Annotated in this window: 14 protein-coding genes; 4 read left to right on the top strand and 10 right to left on the bottom strand. The window is 71.4% G+C overall.

The features are described 5' to 3' along the window. Window positions 1-176: 176 nt before the first annotated feature. From ACFWBB_RS10305 to mftA, 8 genes are all read right to left on the bottom strand, one after another. Window positions 177-914: a hypothetical protein gene (locus ACFWBB_RS10305; RefSeq protein WP_385269149.1), complete on the bottom strand. Its 738-nt coding sequence runs from the start codon at window positions 912-914 to the stop codon at window positions 177-179. A gap of 16 nt (window positions 915-930) precedes the next feature. Next, entirely contained in the window at window positions 931-1,593 is a 663-nt protein-coding gene (locus tag ACFWBB_RS10310) for a flavin reductase family protein (RefSeq protein ID WP_385269151.1), read from the bottom strand. Then, a complete protein-coding gene (locus ACFWBB_RS10315) occupies window positions 1,590-2,771 on the bottom strand; it encodes a hydroxylase (protein WP_385269153.1) in 1,182 nt (393 codons plus the stop codon). The genes ACFWBB_RS10310 and ACFWBB_RS10315 overlap by 4 nt, the downstream gene beginning before the upstream one ends. 367 nt (window positions 2,772-3,138) lie before the next feature. Beyond that, on the bottom strand, window positions 3,139-3,918 hold the full coding sequence (mftE, locus tag ACFWBB_RS10320; RefSeq protein WP_385269155.1) for a mycofactocin biosynthesis peptidyl-dipeptidase MftE: 780 nt from the start codon (window positions 3,916-3,918) through the stop codon (window positions 3,139-3,141). Window positions 3,919-3,920: 2 nt separating this feature from the next. Then, window positions 3,921-5,153 (bottom strand): pre-mycofactocin synthase MftD, encoded by a 1,233-nt coding sequence (gene mftD, locus ACFWBB_RS10325; protein WP_385269157.1) that lies wholly within the window; start codon window positions 5,151-5,153, stop codon window positions 3,921-3,923. Next, window positions 5,146-6,348, bottom strand: coding sequence for a mycofactocin radical SAM maturase (gene mftC / locus ACFWBB_RS10330; RefSeq protein WP_385269160.1), 1,203 nt, complete (start codon window positions 6,346-6,348; stop codon window positions 5,146-5,148). The genes mftD and mftC overlap by 8 nt, the downstream gene beginning before the upstream one ends. Continuing rightward, entirely contained in the window at window positions 6,345-6,620 is a 276-nt protein-coding gene (gene mftB / locus ACFWBB_RS10335) for a mycofactocin biosynthesis chaperone MftB (protein ID WP_385269162.1), read from the bottom strand. The genes mftC and mftB overlap by 4 nt, the downstream gene beginning before the upstream one ends. Window positions 6,621-6,630: 10 nt before the next feature. Then, the gene (gene mftA, locus ACFWBB_RS10340) at window positions 6,631-6,879 is read right to left on the bottom strand and encodes a mycofactocin precursor MftA (protein WP_385269164.1); all 249 of its coding nucleotides are present in this window, start codon (window positions 6,877-6,879) and stop codon (window positions 6,631-6,633) included. A 231-nt stretch (window positions 6,880-7,110) separates the two neighbouring features. Between mftA and ACFWBB_RS10345 the strand changes: the two genes are divergently transcribed. Then, complete coding sequence (locus ACFWBB_RS10345) at window positions 7,111-8,181, top strand: enoyl-CoA hydratase/isomerase family protein (RefSeq protein ID WP_385269166.1); 1,071 nt, start codon at window positions 7,111-7,113, stop codon at window positions 8,179-8,181. A 389-nt stretch (window positions 8,182-8,570) separates the two neighbouring features. Here the strand turns inward: ACFWBB_RS10345 and ACFWBB_RS10350 are convergent, their stop codons facing one another. Continuing rightward, entirely contained in the window at window positions 8,571-9,395 is an 825-nt protein-coding gene (locus ACFWBB_RS10350) for an SDR family oxidoreductase (protein WP_385269168.1), read from the bottom strand. Window positions 9,396-9,683: 288 nt separating this feature from the next. Here ACFWBB_RS10350 and ACFWBB_RS10355 point away from each other — a divergent pair, with 288 nt between their 5' ends. The 3 genes from ACFWBB_RS10355 (at window position 9,684) to ACFWBB_RS10365 (ending at window position 12,364) form a co-directional block, all read left to right on the top strand. Next, on the top strand, window positions 9,684-10,397 hold the full coding sequence (locus ACFWBB_RS10355) for a TetR/AcrR family transcriptional regulator (protein WP_385269170.1): 714 nt from the start codon (window positions 9,684-9,686) through the stop codon (window positions 10,395-10,397). A gap of 208 nt (window positions 10,398-10,605) precedes the next feature. Then, the gene (locus ACFWBB_RS10360) at window positions 10,606-10,776 is read left to right on the top strand and encodes a DUF5670 family protein (RefSeq protein ID WP_030933194.1); all 171 of its coding nucleotides are present in this window, start codon (window positions 10,606-10,608) and stop codon (window positions 10,774-10,776) included. Window positions 10,777-11,425: 649 nt separating this feature from the next. Further along, window positions 11,426-12,364 (top strand): Ig-like domain-containing protein, encoded by a 939-nt coding sequence (locus tag ACFWBB_RS10365; protein ID WP_385269271.1) that lies wholly within the window; start codon window positions 11,426-11,428, stop codon window positions 12,362-12,364. 255 nt (window positions 12,365-12,619) lie between these two features. On the opposite strand, the gene ACFWBB_RS10370 is transcribed toward ACFWBB_RS10365, so the two are convergent. Further along, on the bottom strand, window positions 12,620-13,198 hold the full coding sequence (locus ACFWBB_RS10370) for a TetR/AcrR family transcriptional regulator (RefSeq protein WP_385269173.1): 579 nt from the start codon (window positions 13,196-13,198) through the stop codon (window positions 12,620-12,622). Between the last annotated feature and the right edge of the window lie 46 nt (window positions 13,199-13,244).

Raw genomic sequence — 13,244 nt, forward strand, 5'->3', positions numbered from 1 at the left:
GGTGGTGGTATGCGTCTTTTTTTTTTACCCTCCCGGCCGCCAACCCCTTGGGGCCGGTGCCCGCGGTGGCTCGGGGGGGCCACGGCCACAGAGGTTCCGCCTGTCCTGCCGGGTTCCTGTCCTACGTCCTACCGGGCCCCAGCCCTACGCGGTCCCTGTCCTTCACGGTCCCTGTCCTACACGGTCACCGGTCGGGCCTCGGCCGTCTCGGCGATCTCCTTCTCCTCGGACCTCACCGCCCGGAGCAGGACCCACGGCGTCGCGATCTTCCAGACCAAGTACGCGGCCGAGGGAAGCGCGTAGGCGAGAAGTCCGTTCCAGGCCAGCGGTCCGGTCCGGTTGAGGAAGACGAAGGCGCCCGGGACGAGGAGCACCCCCAGCACCATGCTGAGCCAGCCGTACCAGCGCGGGAAGATCGGTTCCGCACGGTCGTCGATGAACGACGCGTAGCCGATCGACCAGACCTGGAGCACGAAGATGCAGGCGTTGCCCACGAACATGAGCCAGAAGGTGTCGGTCATCGCGGACAGGACGTCTGCGGTGTGGATTCCCGGCCGGTAGGCCGCGGCGGCGAGGATCGCGAGCGGGAAGAAGAACCCCAGCGGTGCGACCACGCCCGTGGTGAGCTGGATCATGGAGAGCAGGCCCCAGCCCCCTTCGACCCGGCGGAGCTGGAGGCTCGTCACGACGACGTAGGGGTACTCGAACGGGACGAGCAGCACCATCAGCGCGACACAGGTGAGGATCCCCGTGCGGTGGTCCTCGAGGAACGTGACGATATCGTCGGGGCTCTCCGTCGGACTCATCGGCGGAGTGATGTGGCCGATGGTGAAGGCGGCGAGGAAGCCCACCATCAGGACGACCCCGCACCACACCGACACGCGTTCGAGTCTTATGTAGAGGTCTTTCTTCATCTGCGGCTCCTTGTGTCTACCGGCCTGTCTCGTCCCAGCCGACGAGCCTGTCGAGCAGCAGTGCCTCGCTCGACAGGTAGTCGCCGTATCCGCCCCGGAAGAACAGCAGCGGGGTCTTCATCGACTCGACGCGCAGGTCGCGGACCCGCCCGACAACCAGCAGGTGATCACCGATCTCGACGGCTTGCTCCACGGTGCAGTCGACCCATGCGACGACCCCGTCCAGCACGGGATCTCCCAGCGGTGACGCCCGCCAGGTCACGTCCGCGAACCGTTCCAGCGCCGGACCGGAGGCCAGCTTCCGGGACAGCCGTTCCTGGTCGCCCGCGAGCGCGTTGGCGCAGAAGCGGCCCGCGGTCCTGATCGTCCGCAGGGTCGTGGAGGACCGGTCCGCCAGGAAGGACACCAGGGGCGGGTCCAGGGACACGGAGGTGAAGGTGCCGACGATCATCCCGTGCGGCCGGGCGCCCACGTCCGTGGTGGTGATCGCGACCACGCTCGTGGGGAAGTTGCCCAGGACGTCACGGAACCACCGCCCGTCGACCGCGGCTGCGGTGGCGGCTGCGTCTACGTCTACGTCCGCGGTGGCGGCTGCGGTGGCGGTCGGGTCCGCCGTCGCGGTCGGGTCCGCCGTCCGGGAGTGGGCCGCCGTCCGGAAGTGGGCCGCCCCGTCGCTCATATCAGGATGCGCATCGACTCGGGCAGCTCAAGTCCCATCTGGGCCAGGGCGTTCGCGTGGTACGCGGCGCCGGGCACATGGATCATGTGCTGAAGCCCGACGTGCGCGTCCCGCCAGAACCGCTGGATCGGGTTGCCCCGCCGGATCGCGTTCCCGCCGGACCGCGCGAAGATCTCGTCCAGGGCGGAGACGGCCCGCCAGGCACAACGGACCTGATTGCGCCGTACGTTCGCCCGGTCCTCGAGGGTGATCGGCCGGCCTGCCTCCACCTGGTCGTACAACCGGCTGATCCCGTCGATGAGTTGCACGCGGGAGGCGGCGATCTCCGCCGCGGCCTCCCCGGCGGCGTAGAGGACGTACGGGTCGTCGCGCACCTGGACGCCGGTGACGGCCACCCGGTCGCGCTGCTGGGCCAGGTGGACCGCGAGCGCGCCCTCGCAGATGCCGATGACCGCCGCGGTGATCCCGAGCGGGAACATCGAGCTGAAGGGCAGCTTGTACAGGGTGTCGGTCAGCCCGACCGCCTCCGCGGCCGCTCCGTCCTGCACCGCCTCCTGCCTGATGACGCGGTGTCCGGGAATGAACGCCTTGTCCACGACGACGTCCTTGCTGCCGGTGCCCGACAGTCCGATGACGTCCCAGGTGCCGTCGACGATCTCGTAGTCCGAGCGGGGCAGCACCACGTGCAGCACCGTGATGGGCCCGGCGGGCTTGCCCCTGCCGTCCCCCAGGAGCGCGCCGAGGAAGTCCCAGCCGCAGTGGTCGCTGCCCGAGGAGAACGGCCAGCGTCCGCTCAGCACATAGCCGCCGTCCACCGGTTCGGCGATGCCGTTGGGCATGTAGGGCGAGGCGATCCAGGTGTCCGGGTCGTCGTCCCACACCTCGTGGGCGAGCCGGGGGTCCATCTGGGCCAGCTCCCACGGGTGGACCCCGACGACGCCGCACACCCACCCGGCGGCCCCGTCCTGCCGCGCCACGGCCATCACCGCTTCGGCGAAGTCCCGTGGATGGGCGCCGAATCCGCCGAACTCCTTGGGTTGGAGCAACCGTACGACCCCCGTGGAGCGGAGCAGTTCGACGGTCCGGTCGCTCAGCTTGCCGAGTGACTCGTTCTCGTCGGCGAGTGCGGACAGTTCGGCACCCAGCTCCTCGACACGACCGACCACTTCATGCGTCACGCCGTACACCTCCTGGTGACTGATCCATCGCGAGTGCCGCGCGTCGCCGGCGGCGGGATGGCCACAGTGTCGGGGCCCGGGACCGGCACCCGCTGCACGCTTTCCGCTGACCGGGACTGAGCCGTCGCCATGCGTGGCACAGGGCCACGGCACGGTGCCGGCGCGGCTGTTCGGGGCCCGGGATCCACACTCCGGCCCCGTGGACGAGGTCGTCGGGACGCCGGGCGACGCCGTGCCGGAGCGGGTCGCGCGCAGTGCCGTCACACTGGTGCGCAAGAACGATGTCGGCCAAAGTGACGACGCCTGCCGCAGCCGTCGCGCTGCCCTGCTCGGCCGACCGGGTGCTGCCCGGGAGCAGACGGAAGCGTCATCGGCGTACGGCTTCGGGGCGGCCGGGGTCCGTGAGGCGGCCCCTGGTGTCGCAGGTCCACGCGGTGACACGGCGAACCGTCGCGGCCACCATCGCGTCCGACGCCCGGCGGCCCTCCGCGGCCGAGGCCCCGGCGGGATCACCGAGGACCCCGGAGGGCGAGACGGCGCGGACGCCCCGGACCCTCAGCTCCGGCAGCAGCGCGGCCAGTGGCCGGGGGTCACCGGCGACGGCGGCGTCGAGTCGCACCCGCTCCGGGGCCAGATGCAGCAGCACGGAGGTCTCGGCGCGGCCGGCGTGCGCGTCCCCGCCCGGTACCTCACAGCCGGTCCAGACGGCGTCGTGGCCCTCGGCGCGCAGCAGTCCGAGGGCCGTGTCGAGGGTGGCCGTGTTGCCGCCGTGGCCGTTGACGAACACGACGCGGTCCGCCCAGCGGGCCAGCGAGCGCACAAGTTCCACGATCACCGCGCGCAGTGCCTCGTGCCCGATCGAGACGGTCCCCGGGAAGTCCGCGTGCTCGCCGCTGGCACCGTACGGGAGCGGCGGTGCCACCAGCGGTGGCCCGTACGGCCGCGTGGCGAGGGCGTCGGCCGTCCGCCGCGCCACGGCGTGGGCGATGACGGTGTCGGTGTCGAGGGGCAGGTGCGGGCCGTGCTGCTCGGTGGACCCGACCGGAACCAGGACGAGCGCGCCGGACGGGACGGCCGGCCAGGCGGCGACGGCCAGGACCCGTGGTGCGGCCTCCGGGGACCTGCTCGGGCGTCCGGGGACGGACATGCTCAGGCGACCGGGGACCCGGTGCCGGCCGGGCCCGCCACAGGAGTGGCCGGTAGGTCCGCGCCGCCCAGGGTCAGCGGGAAGCCCGGAGGTATCACCAGGTCCTCGGGCCCCAGTTCGTGGACGGAGGAGTGCCCGAGACCCAGTACGGCCGAGTCGAGCCCGCCGCGCAGGATGTCCAGCACGTTCTCGACACCGGCCTGACCGTTCGCCGCGAGGCCCCACAGGCTCGCGCGGCCGATCAGGACGGCACGGGCGCCGAGGGCGAGTGCCTTCGCCACGTCGCCGCCACGGCGCACGCCGCCGTCGAGGAGGACTTCGATCCGGTCGCCGACGGCCTCGGCGATGGAGGGGAGGATCCGGACGGTGGCGGGGGTGGTGTCCAGGTTGTTGCCGCCGTGGTTGGAGACGGACAGGGCCGACACCCCGGCGTCGACGGCCCGCTTGGCGTCGTCGACCCGGGTCACGCCCTTGAGGAGCAGGGGCCCGCCCCACTCCTCCACGAGCCATTCGACGTCCTGCCAGGTCGGGGGTGTGGTCTGCATCCACTCGCCGTAGGCGCCGAAGAAGCTGGGCGCCGTGCCGCCGGGAACGCCCATGTTGGGCACGGTGAGATCGGGGAGACGGCCGGACCTGGCGTACCGCCACAGCCACCCGGGCCGGGACAGTGCCTCGGGGGCGAACCGCAGCATGGTCCTGAGGTCGAGTCTGTCCGGGACGGCGGGGCTGCCCCAGTCGCGGCCGTGGGAGAAGGACCAGTCGAGGGTGACGATGAGTGCCTTCGCGCCGGCGGCCCTGACCCGGTCCATGCGCCGTGCCATCGCCTCGCGCGTGCCGCTCCAGTAGAGCTGGAAGAAGAGGTCCGGCCGGGCGTCGGCCACCTCCTCGACGGGCCGGCTCGCGAACGAGCTGAGACCCATGATGACGCCCCGGCTCGCGGCGGCCCGGGCCACGGCCACCTCCCCGTCCGGGTGGACGGCCTGTACCCCGGTCGGCGAGATGAGCACGGGCAGCGCGGTGGGCACGCCCAGGACCGTCGTGGTCAGGTCGCGCCGGGCGTGGTGGCCGACGACCCGTGGGGCGAAGCCCAGTTCGGCGAAGGCCGCCGCGTTGGCGTCGATCGTACGACCGCCCTCCGAGCCCGCGACGAGCGCGCCGTACACCGGCGCCGGCAGCCGCTTGCGGGCCCTGCGCCGGGCTTCGGCGACCGACTCGAACCAGGGGTTCCTAGGCATGTGCCGCGTCCTTTCCGGCCTGCTGCGGGGCATGCCCGGCCAGCGGGTTCTCGTCGCAGTCGGTGACCGGCGGCCGGCGGCCGAGCACGAGATCCACGGTCCTGCGGGAGTGGTCGCCGGACGGCTTGGGCAGCCGGGTTCCGTCGCGCCCGGCCAGCAGCGCCTCACCGTGCCCCCGCACGCACTCGGGGTCGGGGCCGTCCAGCGGCAGCCCGGTGAAGAACTTCGCGGCCATGCATCCGCCCTTGCAGATGTCGTAGAAGGCGCAGGAGGCGCAGGCTCCGCCGTGCTGCGGGGTGCGCAGCCGCCGCAGCAGCTCGGAGCCGCGCCACACCCCGCAGAAGCCGCCCGGCTCGCGTACGTTCCCGGCGAGGAACTCCTCGTGGATGGCGAACGGGCAGGCGTACACGTCGCCGACCGGATCGATCAGGCAGACGACGCGTCCCGCGCCGCACAGGTTGAGGCCGGGCAGCGCCCGGCCGTACCCGGCCAGGTGGAAGAAGGAGTCCCCCGTCAGCACGTTCTCGCCGTGCGCCAACAGCCAGTCGTACAGGGCCCGTTGCTGCGCGGCCGTCGGACGCAGGTCGTCCCAGACGTCGGCGCCGCGTCCGGAGGGGCGCAGCCGGGTCAGCCGCAGTTGGGCGCCGAAGCGGTCGGCCAGCGCCTTGAACCCGTCCAGTTGCGGGATGTTGTGCCGGGTGCAGACCACGGAGATCTTGAAGTCACTCATTCCGGCGACGGCGAGGTTCTCCATCGCCCGCAGCGCCGTGGCGTGCGAACCGGGGCCGCGTACCGCGTCGTTGACGTCGGCGGTGGCGCCGTCGAGCGAGATCTGGACGTCCACGTAGTCGTTACGGGCCAGGCGCTCGGCGGCCTCGGGGGTGATCCGGACGCCGTTGGTGGAGAACTTCACTCCCACCTGGTGTGCCGTGGCGTAGTCCAGGAGTTCCCAGAAGTCGGCGCGGACCGTGGGCTCACCGCCGCCGATGTTGACGTAGAAGACCTGCATGGCCCGCAGTTCGTCGATGACGGCCTTGGCCTCGACGGTGCTCAGCTCGCGTGGATCGCGCCGCCCGGAGCTGGACAGGCAGTGGGTGCAGGCCAGGTTGCAGGCGTAGGTGAGTTCCCAGGTGAGGCAGATCGGTGCGTCGAGCCCGTGCTCGAACAGGTCGACCAGCCGGGACGTGGTGGTCATGAGGTCCTTCCGACGACCATCGACGACCGGACGAGGACGGCGAGGGCCCGGCCGTAGCGGGGCAGTTCGTCCTCTCCGAGGCCCGCGGCCCGGCAGGCGGCACGGGCCGTGGGCGCGTGGGCGAGGCCCTGGACGACGGCCAGGAGCCGGCGGTCCTTGAGGAACGAGAGTCTGCGGGTGCCGAAGTGGTAGAGCAGCGCGCCGAACGGTTCGGGCCGCACCGAGACCTGCGGGTGCAGGTCCCAGGCGCGGTCGAGGTCCGTATCCGTCATACGGCGGCGCCTAGTAGACGCCGCACATGCCGTCGATGGAGATCTCCTCCAGAAGATCCTCGGCCTCGATCAGCGACGGCGGGGCGGCGCCCCCGTCCGCCTCGGCGTCGGCCCGCACACCGGCCCCGGCCCCGGGCCCGGTCTTGAGATCGGCCTCGGTGACGGTCTCCGTGGCGGCCGCGTTCACGGCCTCGGTGACGGCGCCGGTGACGGCCTCGGTGACGGCCACTTCGGACAGGGTGGAGCTGGGTTCGTTCATGCGACTCTCCCTAGGCAGCGCGCGGCGCCGCGGTCGTGTGCCGCGGACCACTCCCGTCGGATGCCCGGAAGGCTCTGGCACCCGGTGTCAGGACTGAAGAGGTTCACGCCGCGACCGAGGAGGTCCGCGCCGCCGACTCGTCGTGCACGTCTGACGCTAGGTCACCGCAACGCCCGGTACCCGGGACGGTCCCGGCTACCGGGACCGACCGGGTACGCCCAGACTGGGCCGATGAGCCCGATGTACAACGACGAAGGACTGATGCTCGGTTCCGACGGGCGGGTGGGGAGCCCCGTGCGGTGCCTGGTGCTGGACGACTGGCACGACGCCGCCGCGAGCCGCGTCGAGGCCGAGGCCGCCCGGCTGGCCGACTCCTTGCCGCTGACCTTCGGCATCGCGACCCGGCAGCCGCCCGACCGGCTGCGACCGCTGCTGGAGGCGGTGACACTGACCCTGGCGGGACCAGGGGTCGGCGCAGGGGCGCGGGAGCTGGTACCCGTCCCCGATCCGCTTCTTTCGTACGCCGAACTGGCACGGCTCGTCGAACGCCGTCCCCGGGCAGGCCTGGCTCTGGGCCAGTTGCTGCGCCAGACGCCACGACTCGGCACCCTCCAGGGCCTGGCGGCCGAGGCCGCGGCGTACTCGATGCTGCTCGGCGGGACGGAGTTCGCGTCCTGGCTCGCCGACCGGGGCACGGCCGAACCGCAAGCGCGCCGGGGTACGCCCCGGGCCTCTCCGGAGGACGGGCCACTGGTCCGGGTCCGGCGGGAGGACGACCGGCTGTCCGTCCTGCTCGACCGCCCGCACCGCCGCAACGCGTTCAGCTTCCGGATGCGGGAGGAACTGTTCGAGGCCCTGGAGCTCGCCCTGCTCGACGCAACGATCGACCGGGTCGAACTGGCCGGTGCCGGACCGGTGTTCTCCGGCGGCGGCGATCTGTCCGAGTTCGGGACGGCCGCGGATCTCGTCGCGGCGTATCTGGTACGGCTGGACCGGGCGCCCTGGCGGCTGATCGACCGGATGCGGGACCGGGTGACGGTCCGGGTGCGGGGCGCGGCGGTGGGCGCGGGTACGGAACTGGCGGCCTTCGCGGGACGTCTGGTCTCCTCACCCGGGGCGTTCTTCCAGTTGCCCGAGGTAGCGATGGGTCTGGTGCCGGGTGCCGGCGGCACGGTGAGCGTGCCGCGGCGGATCGGGCGGTGGCGGGCGGCGTGGATGATGCTGAGCGGCGCCCGGGTGGACGCCGCCACCGCCCGGCGGTGGGGTCTGGTCGACGAGATCGACGACGGCCATGAGGAGTGACGCACTCCCGCCCGACACCCCACCGGCCGGGGCCGCCCGCCCGCCGCTCCAATCCCCCGCGCCGACCCAGACCCACCCGGTCCGAGTCCGCCCACCACCCCAGACCCACCCGCGCCTCACGGCTCGCCCACCACCCCACGCCCGCCCACCAGTCCAGACACACCCACCGCTCCGGGCCCCGCCCGCCGGTCCAAGCCCCCCGTCGGTCCAGGCCCGGCCGTCGCCTGACGACACGCCACGGCACCCCGGCGGCCGGCTTACGGCACGTCTCAGCATCCGGCCGCCTGCTTACGGCACGCCACGGCACCCGGCCGCCGTCGAGGAGATCAAGTCGATGTCCTCCCGGGCCGGTCTCCCGAGGTCAGGCCCGGGGAGCCCGGCACCCGGCGTCACTCGTCCTGCACCGCCGCGCACAGGCCCCCGTCGACGACGATGTCGACGCCGCTCACGAAGCTCGCCCCGTCCGACACCAGGAACGCGGCGACGGCGGCGACCTCGTCGTAGCGGCCGGTGCGGCCCAGCGGCGTGCGCCCGATGAGCTGCCGTACCGACTCGTGCCGGGCCGCCTCCAGCCGGGTGCCCGGGGTGTCGATGGCACCGGGCGACAGGGAACATGCGCGAGCGCCCACCGGCCCGAGCCGCACGGCCTCGGCGCGGGCGAACCGGTGCACGCCGTACGTGGCCCACGGGTACGCCCAGGCGAGATCCTCGACGGCCGGGCCGATCGCGTCGCGGATCCGGTCGAGGAAATCCTCCTGGAGCGGATCGTCGAGAACGGCCGCGACCGCCGGATCGGGGTCGATGTGAGCGATCAGCGGGGACACCGAGGCGCAGTACACGAACGCCGTACCGGCGCCGGCCAGCGGGCGGAGCGCCTCGGCGACCAGCGCGGTTCCGACGAGGTCGACCTCGAGGATCCGGCGCCAGCCGGCCTCCTCCGGCGCGACGTCGTCGGCGTGCACGACCGCCCGCAGCGTGCCGAGCTCCGTGACCCGCTGGGCCAGCCGGGCGAGATCATCCGCGTCGGTGACGTCCGCCGCGAACGGCTCGGCGACGGCCTTCGCGCCCCGGCCGGACAGGTCCTTCGCGACCGCGGCCGCGGCCGCTTCGTTGCGGTCGGCGAGCAGCAGCACGTCCACCATGTCGGCGAGGCGCCTCGCGCACGCCTCTCCCGTCCCGCGACCCGCGCCGGTGGCGATACCTACCGTGGTCATGCGTCACTCCTCACTGGAGACACCCGTCACAGCACGAGTGTCTCGCGGGTGGCGGCGCCCGGACCCGCCCGGCCCCCGGTCGGTCAGCCGCCCCGGCCACGCCCCGGCCGGCCCACGACCACCCTGTACGGCCGCGGCACCCCGGTCCGCCCCTTTGACGTACCGTCTGGTCTAGCAAACCAAGCGATGCCCGGAGTCCGCTTCCCCCGGATCTGCCGAAAAGCCGTCCGTCGTGGTCCCGGGAGTCGCCTTCGACCGACGTCGTCACGTCATGCGGGGAGAGAAGCGATGCCACGACCGCCGGGCCATGGACCGGGCTTCGAGGTCAGACGCCAGAAGATCATCGACATCGCGGCGTCGCTGTTCGCCCAGCAGGGTTACGCGGCGACGTCCATCAACGACCTGGGCCGGGCGGTCGGCCTCGCCAAGGGAGCCCTGTACTACTACATCGGTTCCAAGGAGAACCTGCTCGTCGAGATCCAGTCGCGGGTGATGGGGCCGCTGCTCTCCCGCGCCCGCCAGATCGCGGAACTCGACACGGATCCCCTGCTGCGGCTGCGTCTGCTGTCCGAATCGCTGCTCACCATCATCTTCCGCAGGCTCGACCACATCTGGGTCTACGAGCACGACTACCGCAGTCTGAGCGGCGCGGAGTTGAAAGCTCTGCTGGGCCAGCGGGCCGACTTCGAACAGCTGATCTCGGGGCTGCTCGCGGAGGCCGTCGATCAGGGCACCTTCCGTGCGATGCCGCCACGGCTGGCCACGCTCCAGTTCCTCAATCTGCACAACCACACCTACCAATGGGTGCGGACGGACGGGAACTGGGACGCGTCGTTCCTGTCCCGTGAGTACTGCGCGACCCTGTTCCGCGGCTTCGGCGCACCCGACCACGCCCTGCCGAAGCTCGAGGAACAGGCCGAGACGTTCAAGCGCGACCGCCCCGACCTGCCGCTCGACCCCGAGGCGGGCTGGAACCTCCTCTCCCCGACCGCCTCCGAATGACGAACGGGCCCGCGACGCGCTACCGCTGCCGCGCTGGGGGCTCTTCGCCATCACGTCCGTGCTCGTGGCCGACGGCTGACACCCGGCGCGGGTTGCGTCCCGCTGGGGAAACCGGACCGACTGCCCGCAGGAGTGATGAAGAAACCAGGTGAATCGGCCGTGTGTACTTCGATTTGCCGGGCACAAGGAGCGACGGAGGTTGATAACTATGGTTCCCCTGCTTCTTGTTCTCCTGCTGGCTCTGATCCTCTTCGGCGCGGGTTTCGCACTGAAGGCACTCTGGTGGATCGCCGTCATCGTGCTGGTCGTCTGGCTGCTGGGCTTCGTCATGCGCAGTGCGGACACGGGTGGCCGCAAGGGCCGCTGGTATCGCTGGTAACACACCAGAATAAGCAGTCGGCCTGTGGGCTCCGGGAACACCCGGGGCCCACAGGCATGTCCGCTTCAGGACATCTCTCCGGGCAAATGGTGTAACCACTACCTTCACGGGCACCAGGCCTCATGACTGGGGCCCGGTGAAGCAGTGGAACCTGCGCCTCCAACCGCCGGGCTCCAGCCCCCTCCGACACCCCGCACTCGCACCTCACACCTGGCACTTCACACCTGGCACTTCACACCTGGCACCCGGCAGCCGGCACCCACAGCACACCGTTCACAACAGGCCTGGCCAGTCCCCCATGAACCACACGTCGCCGCCCGGTATCGCCGCACACGCTTCGAGAACCTCGGCAAGGTCAAGCAGTCCCGCCCTCTGCCGCTCGTCGGTACAGAAATCATGGTTGGACAGACCCTGGCGGGGCAACCGGCAGGTGCGCCGGCAACAGCCGGTGACGCCGGCCCTGACGGTCTCCGGTCCGGCGGTGCGCACCGAGTCTTGGGACACGTTTTACGCGCCACACGCAACTGCGGGCCACACCCTCGGTGTCTGACAGTGAGTCGGGCCCGTCAGGGCCGAAGAGCGAGAGAGAGCGGGGCAGGTCGTGGGACGGCGCAAGGGCGGCATAGGGATCGCACTCGTCACGGGTGTGATGCTGGTGGGCGCGAGCGCCTGCGGCGGGGGCGGCAGTGACAAGGCGAGCGGCGACGATGCAAAGGCGTCGGGGCACCCGAGTGCCAGCTCCTCGCCGTCACCGACGAAGCCCGCGGGCCCGCCGATGCTGCTGGAGACCATCACCCCGCAGACGGGAACCACGGTCGGCGTCGCCATGCCGATCTCGGTGGTCTTCACGAACCCGGTGGCGGCCAAGGCGCGGGCCACGGTCGAGAAGCACATGAAGGTGAGTGCCTCGCAACCGGTGGCCGGTGCCTGGCACTGGTTCGGCGACAAGCGCGCCGACTGGCGCCCGAAGGCGTACTGGCCCTCCGGCACGACCGTGAAGGTCGACGCTGACATGACGGGCGTCGCCAACGGCAACGGGCGCTTCGGCGTGCGCAACTACACGCACACCTTCAAGATCGGTGACGACGTCCGCGCGGAAGTGTCGGTGACCGGCCACACCATGAAGGTGACCCGGAACGGCACGGCCCTGCGCACCCTGTCGATCAACGCGGGCAGCGCCGAGTATCCGACGTGGAACGGCACGATGGCCGTCATCGACAAAGAGGAGAAGGTCCACATGACCTCCTGCAGCGTCGGTATCAGCTGCGACAAGGGCAGCCCCAACTACTACGACCTGACGCTGCCCTGGGACGTCCACCTGACCCAGTCCGGCACATACGTGCACTACTCGACCGGCGACCCGAATCCGGGCAGCGGCAGCGCCCGCGGCTCGCACGGCTGCGTCCACCTGTCCATGTCGGACGCCAAGTGGTTCTACGGCCAGGTCAAGCAGGGCGATCCCGTCACCATCAGCGGCTCGCCCCGTGCCAAGGCCCCGGCCGACAACGGCTACGCCGACTTCAACCTGGGCTGGAACGAGTGGCTCGTGGGCAGCGCCTCCGGGGAGGGCACGACCGCAACGCTGTGATGCGCTGCGGCTGCGGCTGCGGCTGCGGCGGTCAGCACCTGGCGATGCCGACCTGCTCGGCTCGCACCTGACTCGCGGAGAAGATAAGTCCTGATCCACAGCGGTTCCGCTACTCGCGACGGACCGGCTGAAGATCATCGATCAGGCATCGTCCAGAAAAGCAGCTCGAAGCCTCCCGCATGAGCACCGCTGACACGCTTCGGCGGCGCCGGCAGCCGGATCGATGGATACCGCGTTCTGTCGGGCCGTTGCGGCTCAGCCGCGTGGCCCTGCGCCGTGCAGGAGGGTGTCGATGACGAGCGTGGCCTGTGTGTCCGGGTCCTGTGCGGCAGGGTCCTGCTCCACTCCGGGCCTGTTGATGGCTTCGTTGAGGAGGGCGTAGTACACCTGCCGCGTCCACTCCAGGTCTGCGTCCGGGGCGAGCAGCCCTTCGCGCTGTGCCCGGTTCATGAGGTCGACGGTGTGGGTGTTGATCTCGTCCCAGAGGGCGGCTGCGGTGGGGGTGTGCGCCGTGGCGTGGCTGAGGGTGAAGCGCCAGGTGTTCTTGACCCGTAGGACGTTCGCCGTCACCCGGTGCAGCGCCACGAGTGCGGGAGCGGCGTCCGGCCGGGCTTCCTCGATGGCGTCGACGAGCTGCTGCTTGGCGGAGACGGCGAGCGCCTCCAGCAGTGCCTGCCGGTTCGCGAACCGGCGGTGAACAGTGATCCTGGTCAGCCCCGCCGCCTCGGCGACCTGTTCCATGGAGGCGCCGGCGTCCTGGGCGAAGACCTGCTCGGCCGCCTCCAGAATCGCGCGCACACTGCGCTCGGCATCTGCCCGCAGTGCTCGGCCCATGTCTGTCTCCTGTCTGGTTCGCTACTCAGTCCCTTCTAGAGGATAC

It is taken from the genome of Streptomyces sp. NPDC060000 (assembly GCF_042737375.1).
Classification (GTDB): domain Bacteria; phylum Actinomycetota; class Actinomycetes; order Streptomycetales; family Streptomycetaceae; genus Streptomyces.

What these genes read in the sequence shown, in the direction of transcription:
- mftE (WP_385269155.1), bottom strand. Translation starts at nt 3,918, where the DNA reads ATGTCCGTCCCCGGACGCCCGAGCAGGTCCCCGGAGGCCGCACCACGG.
- ACFWBB_RS10350 (WP_385269168.1), bottom strand. Translation starts at nt 9,395, where the DNA reads ATGACCACGGTAGGTATCGCCACCGGCGCGGGTCGCGGGACGGGAGAG.
- ACFWBB_RS10310 (WP_385269151.1), bottom strand. Translation starts at nt 1,593, where the DNA reads ATGAGCGACGGGGCGGCCCACTTCCGGACGGCGGCCCACTCCCGGACG.
- ACFWBB_RS10370 (WP_385269173.1), bottom strand. Translation starts at nt 13,198, where the DNA reads ATGGGCCGAGCACTGCGGGCAGATGCCGAGCGCAGTGTGCGCGCGATT.
- mftA (WP_385269164.1), bottom strand. Translation starts at nt 6,879, where the DNA reads ATGAACGAACCCAGCTCCACCCTGTCCGAAGTGGCCGTCACCGAGGCC.
- mftB (WP_385269162.1), bottom strand. Translation starts at nt 6,620, where the DNA reads ATGACGGATACGGACCTCGACCGCGCCTGGGACCTGCACCCGCAGGTC.
- mftC (WP_385269160.1), bottom strand. Translation starts at nt 6,348, where the DNA reads ATGACCACCACGTCCCGGCTGGTCGACCTGTTCGAGCACGGGCTCGAC.
- ACFWBB_RS10305 (WP_385269149.1), bottom strand. Translation starts at nt 914, where the DNA reads ATGAAGAAAGACCTCTACATAAGACTCGAACGCGTGTCGGTGTGGTGC.
- ACFWBB_RS10360 (WP_030933194.1), top strand. Translation starts at nt 10,606, where the DNA reads ATGGTTCCCCTGCTTCTTGTTCTCCTGCTGGCTCTGATCCTCTTCGGC.
- ACFWBB_RS10355 (WP_385269170.1), top strand. Translation starts at nt 9,684, where the DNA reads ATGCCACGACCGCCGGGCCATGGACCGGGCTTCGAGGTCAGACGCCAG.
- ACFWBB_RS10345 (WP_385269166.1), top strand. Translation starts at nt 7,111, where the DNA reads ATGAGCCCGATGTACAACGACGAAGGACTGATGCTCGGTTCCGACGGG.
- mftD (WP_385269157.1), bottom strand. Translation starts at nt 5,153, where the DNA reads ATGCCTAGGAACCCCTGGTTCGAGTCGGTCGCCGAAGCCCGGCGCAGG.
- ACFWBB_RS10365 (WP_385269271.1), top strand. Translation starts at nt 11,426, where the DNA reads ATGCTGGTGGGCGCGAGCGCCTGCGGCGGGGGCGGCAGTGACAAGGCG.